The sequence below is a fragment of the Roseateles sp. genome (genome assembly GCF_044373315.1).
In the GTDB taxonomy this organism is placed as follows: Bacteria; Pseudomonadota; Gammaproteobacteria; order Burkholderiales; family Burkholderiaceae_C; genus JACDQM01.
Map to the genome: position 1 here is coordinate 1 of NZ_JBILQK010000149.1, position 5,620 is coordinate 5,620.

Consider the following 5,620-nt stretch of genomic DNA (forward strand, 5'->3'; position numbering starts at 1 on the left):
CCGTTCTGGAGCAGTTCAATGCCGCCTTCGGCGAGCTGTGCGTGGCCTTCGACCGCACGCCGCTGGCCACGGTTGCGGTGCTGGAAGGCACGGTGATGGGTGGTGGCTTCGGCCTGGCCTGTGTGGCAGACATCGCGCTGGCCGGCCGCTCGGTGAGCTTCCGCCTGCCGGAAACGTCCCTCGGCGTTGTTCCTGCGCAGATCGCGCCATTTTTAGTGCAGCGCCTGGGCTATTCGCAGGCGCGCCGCCTGGCTGTTAGCGGCGGCCGACTCGATGGCGAGCAGGCGCTGCGCCTGGGCTTGGTGCATGAGCTTCACGAGGACGGCGCGCTGGACGCTGCCGTGGATGCCGCACTGGCCCAGGTGCGCCAGTGCGCGCCCCAGGCCGTTGGCGCGACCAAGGCGCTGATGGCGCGCGCGCTGCATGAGCCGGCGGAAGGCCTGGTGGCCGATGCGGCACAGGTCTTTGCCAAGGCGGCGCTGGGCGATGAGGGCATGGAAGGCATCGCGGCTTTTGTCGAGAAGCGTGCGCCGCGGTGGGCGACGCATTGAGCTGAGGACGGATAGAGATGTTCAAGAAGATACTGATTGCGAACCGGGCAGAGATCGCTTGCCGGGTCATGCGAACGGCGCGCGCGCTAGGCTATCGCACGGTGGCGGTGTATTCGGATGCCGACGCCAACGCGCCGCATGTAAGCCTGGCTGACGAGGCCATCGCGCTGGGCGGAAACAGCGCGGCCGAGTCCTATCTGCGCGCTGACGCGCTGATCGAAGCCGCCAAGCGCTGCGGTGCCGACGCCATCCACCCCGGCTACGGCTTCCTGTCCGAGCGCGCCGACTTTGCGCAGGCCGTGGTCGATGCAGGCCTGGTGTTCATCGGCCCGCCGGCCTCGGCCATCATCGCGATGGGCAACAAGGCCGGCGCCAAGCGCCGCATGATCGACGCCGGCGTGCCCTGCGCTCCCGGCTATCTGGGCGAGGAACAGGACGAGGCCACGCTGCTGCGCGAGGCCCAGGCCCTGGGCTATCCGCTGCTGGTCAAGGCGGTGGCAGGCGGCGGCGGGCGCGGCATGCGGCTGGTGCACAAGGCGGAAGAACTGGAAGCCGGCATCACCGGCGCGCGCCGCGAGGCGCAGAGCGCCTTCGGCGATGGCACGCTAATGCTGGAGCGCTTGATCGAGCGCGGCCGCCATATCGAGATCCAGGTGTTCGCCGACGGCCACGGCCATGCGGTGCACCTGGGCGAGCGCGACTGCACCGCGCAGCGTCGCCGCCAGAAGGTCATCGAAGAGGCGCCGTCGCCGGTGGTCAGCGAGACCATGCGCCATGCCATGGGCCGCGACGCTGTGGCTGCCGCGCTGGCCGTGGGCTATGTAGGCGCGGGCACGGTGGAGTTCATCGTCGACGACGCGATGAACCACTTCTTCCTGGAGATGAACACCCGCCTGCAGGTCGAGCACCCGGTGACCGAATGCATCACTGGGCTGGACTTGGTGGAGTGGCAGCTGCGCGTGGCCGCGGGCGAGCCGCTGCCTCTGAAGCAGTCGCAGATCGCCTTCAAGGGCCATGCGATCGAAGCGCGCCTGTATGCCGAGGATCCGTATGCCGGCTTCGCGCCGCAGACTGGGCGCATCGAATGGTGGCGCCCGCAGATCGCCGCGCGCCAGCCCGGCGTGCGCATCGACGACGGCATCGTCGAGGGCGGCGATGTGTCGCCCTACTACGACGCGATGGTGGCCAAGCTCATCGTGCACGGCCGCGACCGCGAGGATGCGATCCGCCGCCTCGCCGCCGCGCTGGAAGACGCGCCGCTGCTGGGCATCGTCAACAACGGCCGCTTTCTGCGCGACCTGATCCAGCATCCGGACTTCCGCGCGGCGCACATGCACACCAGCCTGCTGGATGACTGGGCCGTGGGTGGCGAGCCGTTGCTGAAGCGCCCGCTACCCTCTGACACCGACTGGCTTGTCGCCGCCGCGCTGCTGGCACTGCCCGAGGACGAAGCCCCGGTGAGCAGCGCTTCGTTGAGCGCGCCGCTGTCCAGCTTCGATCTGAAACTGAAGCATGACGACGAAGGAGAGCGCCGCTACCGCGCCCGCTTGTTGGCCGGCGATACCGTGCAGCTGGCGCCGGTTGGCAGCCAGACCACGCACCGCGTGCAGTTGCTGGGCCGCGATGCTGACGGCCGCATGCTCGTCAGCGTGGACGGCGTGCAGCGCTGGCTGATTGCACTGCGCGAGGGCATGCGCCTTCAGCTGGTCAGCGATGCGGCGGTGTTCGTGTTCGAAGAGCCGTCACCGATCCCGGCCAGCGCCGATGCCAACGACCCGCTGCGCGCCATCGCGCCTGTGGCCGGCCTGGTGGCGCAGGTGCTGGTCAAGCCCGGCGATGTGGTGGCCGAGGGCCAGCCCATGCTCAGCGTCGAGGCGATGAAGATGGAAATGTGGCTCAGCGCGGCCTGCGCCGGGCGGGTCACGGCTGTGCATGCGGCGCCGCAGGAATCCGTCGCCGCGGGCGCCTTGCTGATCGAACTGGAAATATTGGAGACCGAATAATGAGTGCTGACAAAGCCATCCTCACCTGCGCGCTTACCGGCGTGCTGACCAATCCCATGCAGCATCCGGTGCCTGTGACGCCGGCACAGATGGCCGAGGCAGCGCGCGATGCGTTCAACGCCGGCGCTTCGGTGATGCATGTGCATCTGCGCATGCAAGACGAGGGCCTGGGCCATCTGCCCAGCTGGGACCCGGACGTGGCTGAGTCCGTCGTCGGCGCAATCCGCGAGGCCTGCCCGGGCGTGATCATCAACCTGACCACCGGCGTGATCGGCAAGGACATCAGCGGCCCCGAGGCCTGCATCCGCCGCGTTAGGCCCGAGATTGCCGCCTGCAATGCCGGCAGCCTGAACTATCTGAAGCTCAAGGAAGACGGCTCCTGGGCCTGGCCGCCTATGGTGTTCGACAACCCGGTGGCCAAGGTGCAGGCCTTTCTGGATGTGATGGAAGCCTGCGGCGTGCACCCGGAGTTCGAGTGCTTCGATGTGGGCATCGTGCGCGCCGTGGGCATGTTTGTGAAGAACGGCATGTTCAAGAAGAGCATGGGTCGCCCGGAATACAACTTCGTGATGGGCGTGGCTTCAGGCATGCCTTGCGACGCCGATCTGCTGACCCTGCTGCCGCGCTATCTGTGCGAGGACGCGGTGTGGCAGACCACGCTGATCGGCCGCCAGGAGATCTGGCCGGTGCACCAGAAGACCGCCGAACTGGGCGGCATGCTGCGCACCGGCCTGGAAGACACCTTCTACCTGCCCGACGGCTCGCGCGCCAGCGGCAACGGCCCGCTGATCGAGGCGCTGGCGCAATGCGCTGCCAAGGCCGGCCGGGCCGTGGCCAGCCCGGGCGAGGCGCGCCTGCTGCTGGGGCTGGCGGCGCACTGACGCCGCGCACCCAGGCACGGATGTCGATCCCTCTAGAGACGAGCAGTTCATGAAGTAGCAGTTCCCGGATTCACCCCAGCCATAGAGCGCAACACAAAGAAGTGCGCTCATGAGGAGACAACGATGAGCGAAGCGAACGTGCACGCCCGCAGCCGCCAAGGCGATGCGAGCCGGCTGCCTACCCCCCATTGCCTGCTGGCGACCGCGGCCCGCATACCGCAGCAGCCCGCCTACTTCGTGCGCGGCGAGCAGACTTGGGAGCCCACCAATTGGGCGACGCTGCTGCAGCAGGTGCGCAAGGTCGCGCGTGCGCTGGTGTCACTGGGCGTGCAGCCGCATCAGAGCATCTGCATCCTGGGCTTCAACCGGCCCGAGTGGCTGGTGATGGACCATGCGGCGATGATGGTCGGCGCCACCAGCGCCGGCATCTACTGGACCAGCGCGCCGGCCGAGGTGGAGTACATCCTCAACCACTGCAGGGCGCCGCTGTTGCTGCTGGAGGACGCTGCGCAGCTGGCCAAGATCGAGGGCCGCGGTGCGGCATTGCCGCATCTGAAGTCGGTCGTCAGCATGGGCAGCGCGACCTTGCCGAACACCTTGTGCTGGAACGACTTCCTGGCCCTGGGCGACGGGCCGGATGCGGTGAGTCTGCAGGCCGAGGTAGACCGTCGCATGGCAGCGATCAAGCTGACGGATCTGGGCTCGCTGATCTACACCAGCGGCACCACCGGACATCCGAAGGCAGTGATGCTCAGCCACGGCAATCTGGCCTGGACGGCGCAGTCGCTCAACAGCATCTACGGCATCGACGAGAGCGGCCGCCTGATTTCCTACCTGCCAATGGCCCATGTGGCCGAGAAGGTGGGCGCCATCCACGCGCCGGCGCGCGCCGGCAATGCGATCTACTTTGCGCGCGCCATCGAGCAGCTGCTGGACCACATGAGGGAGGTGCATCCGACCGTGTACTTCGGTGTGCCGCGGCTGTGGGAGAAGATGCACGCCGCGCTGTCTGAGAAGATCGGCGCCGCCACCGGCATCAAGGGCGCTCTGGCGCGCTGGGCCATGGGCGTGTCGCGCCGCTGGCATGAGCTGACGCTGGCCGGCCGCACGCCCGATGCGCTGTTGAACCTGCAGATGGCGCTGGCGCGCCGCCTGGTGCTGGGCAAGGTGCACAAGGCGCTGGGGCTGGATCAGGCCACGCTGCTGCTGTCCAGCGCCGCGCCGATCTCGCCCGAGATCCTGAAGTTCTTCTTCGGCCTGGATCTTCCGGTGCGCGAGCTCTATGGGCAGAGCGAGGTCTGCGGCCCCAGCACGCTGAACCTGGTGGGCGCCACGCGCGTGGGCTCGGTGGGCCGCACCATCCCGGGCCTGGCGCTGCGCATCGCCGATGACGGCGAGGTGCTGGTGCAGAGCCCCGGCGTGTTCCAGGGCTATGCCGGTGACGAGGCGGCGACCGCCGAGGCGCTGCAGGGCGGCTGGCTGCACAGCGGCGACCTGGGCCGCATCGATGCCGACGGTTATCTGTTCATCACCGGCCGCAAGAAGGACTTGATCATCACCTCGGGCGGCAAGAACATCTCGCCGGCCAATCTGGAGAGCGATCTGATGGGCCAACCGCTGATCGAGCATGCGGTGGTGGTGGGCGAGGGGCGGCACTTCCTGGCCGCGCTGCTGACGCTGAAGGCCGACGAGCTGAAGGCCTTTGCCGAGCGCGAAGGTCTGCCGCGCGAGGGGTTGGAGCAGCACCCTAAGCTGTTGGCCGCCGTGCAGGACCAGGTGGACGTCGTCAATAGCCGCCATGCGCGCGTCGGCTCGGTGCGCAAGTTCGCGGTGATCCCGGGCAACTTCAGCATCGACGCCGGGCAGCTGACGCCGACCATGAAACTGCGGCGCAAGGCGGTGATCGAGGCGCACCGCGAGTTGGTGGAGTCCCTCTACGCTGGTGACTGAGCGCAGATCCCGTCATGGACTGGGATCTGATCATCATCGGCAGCGGCTTCGGCGGCGCGGTGGCCGCACTGCGAGCGGCCGAAAAGGGGCATCGCGTGCTGGTGCTGGAGCAGGGGCGCGAGGTCTCTGCCGCAGACATGCGCGCCGCGTCGGAAGACCCCAAGCGCTTGCTGTGGGCGCCGCGCCTGGGCCTGCGCGGCCATTTCAGCCAGACGTTGCTGCGCCATCTCAGCGT

At 68.1% G+C, this 5,620-nt stretch carries 5 protein-coding genes; all 5 read left to right on the forward strand.

Features of this window, described 5'->3' with window-relative positions:
• A partial coding sequence (locus ACIQ67_RS19060) for an enoyl-CoA hydratase/isomerase family protein (protein ID WP_397535955.1) occupies positions 1-551 on the forward strand: 551 nt, incomplete at its 5' end.
• 17 nt (positions 552-568) lie between these two features.
• On the forward strand, positions 569-2,554 hold the full coding sequence (locus tag ACIQ67_RS19065) for an acetyl/propionyl/methylcrotonyl-CoA carboxylase subunit alpha (protein ID WP_397535956.1): 1,986 nt from the start codon (positions 569-571) through the stop codon (positions 2,552-2,554).
• On the forward strand, positions 2,554-3,435 hold the full coding sequence (locus tag ACIQ67_RS19070; RefSeq protein ID WP_397535957.1) for a 3-keto-5-aminohexanoate cleavage protein: 882 nt from the start codon (positions 2,554-2,556) through the stop codon (positions 3,433-3,435). Before ACIQ67_RS19065 ends, ACIQ67_RS19070 begins: the two co-directional genes overlap by 1 nt.
• Positions 3,436-3,558: 123 nt before the next feature.
• Positions 3,559-5,385, forward strand: coding sequence for an AMP-dependent synthetase/ligase (locus tag ACIQ67_RS19075; protein ID WP_397535958.1), 1,827 nt, complete (start codon positions 3,559-3,561; stop codon positions 5,383-5,385).
• A gap of 14 nt (positions 5,386-5,399) precedes the next feature.
• Positions 5,400-5,620, forward strand: a 221-nt coding sequence (locus ACIQ67_RS19080) for an FAD-dependent oxidoreductase (RefSeq protein ID WP_397535959.1), incomplete at its 3' end; no start/stop codon positions are given.

Bases quoted from the DNA above. Each gene is read 5' to 3' on its own strand.
- ACIQ67_RS19070 (WP_397535957.1), top strand. From the start codon at position 2,554: ATGAGTGCTGACAAAGCCATCCTCACCTGCGCGCTTACCGGCGTGCTG.
- ACIQ67_RS19065 (WP_397535956.1), top strand. From the start codon at position 569: ATGTTCAAGAAGATACTGATTGCGAACCGGGCAGAGATCGCTTGCCGG.
- ACIQ67_RS19075 (WP_397535958.1), top strand. From the start codon at position 3,559: ATGAGCGAAGCGAACGTGCACGCCCGCAGCCGCCAAGGCGATGCGAGC.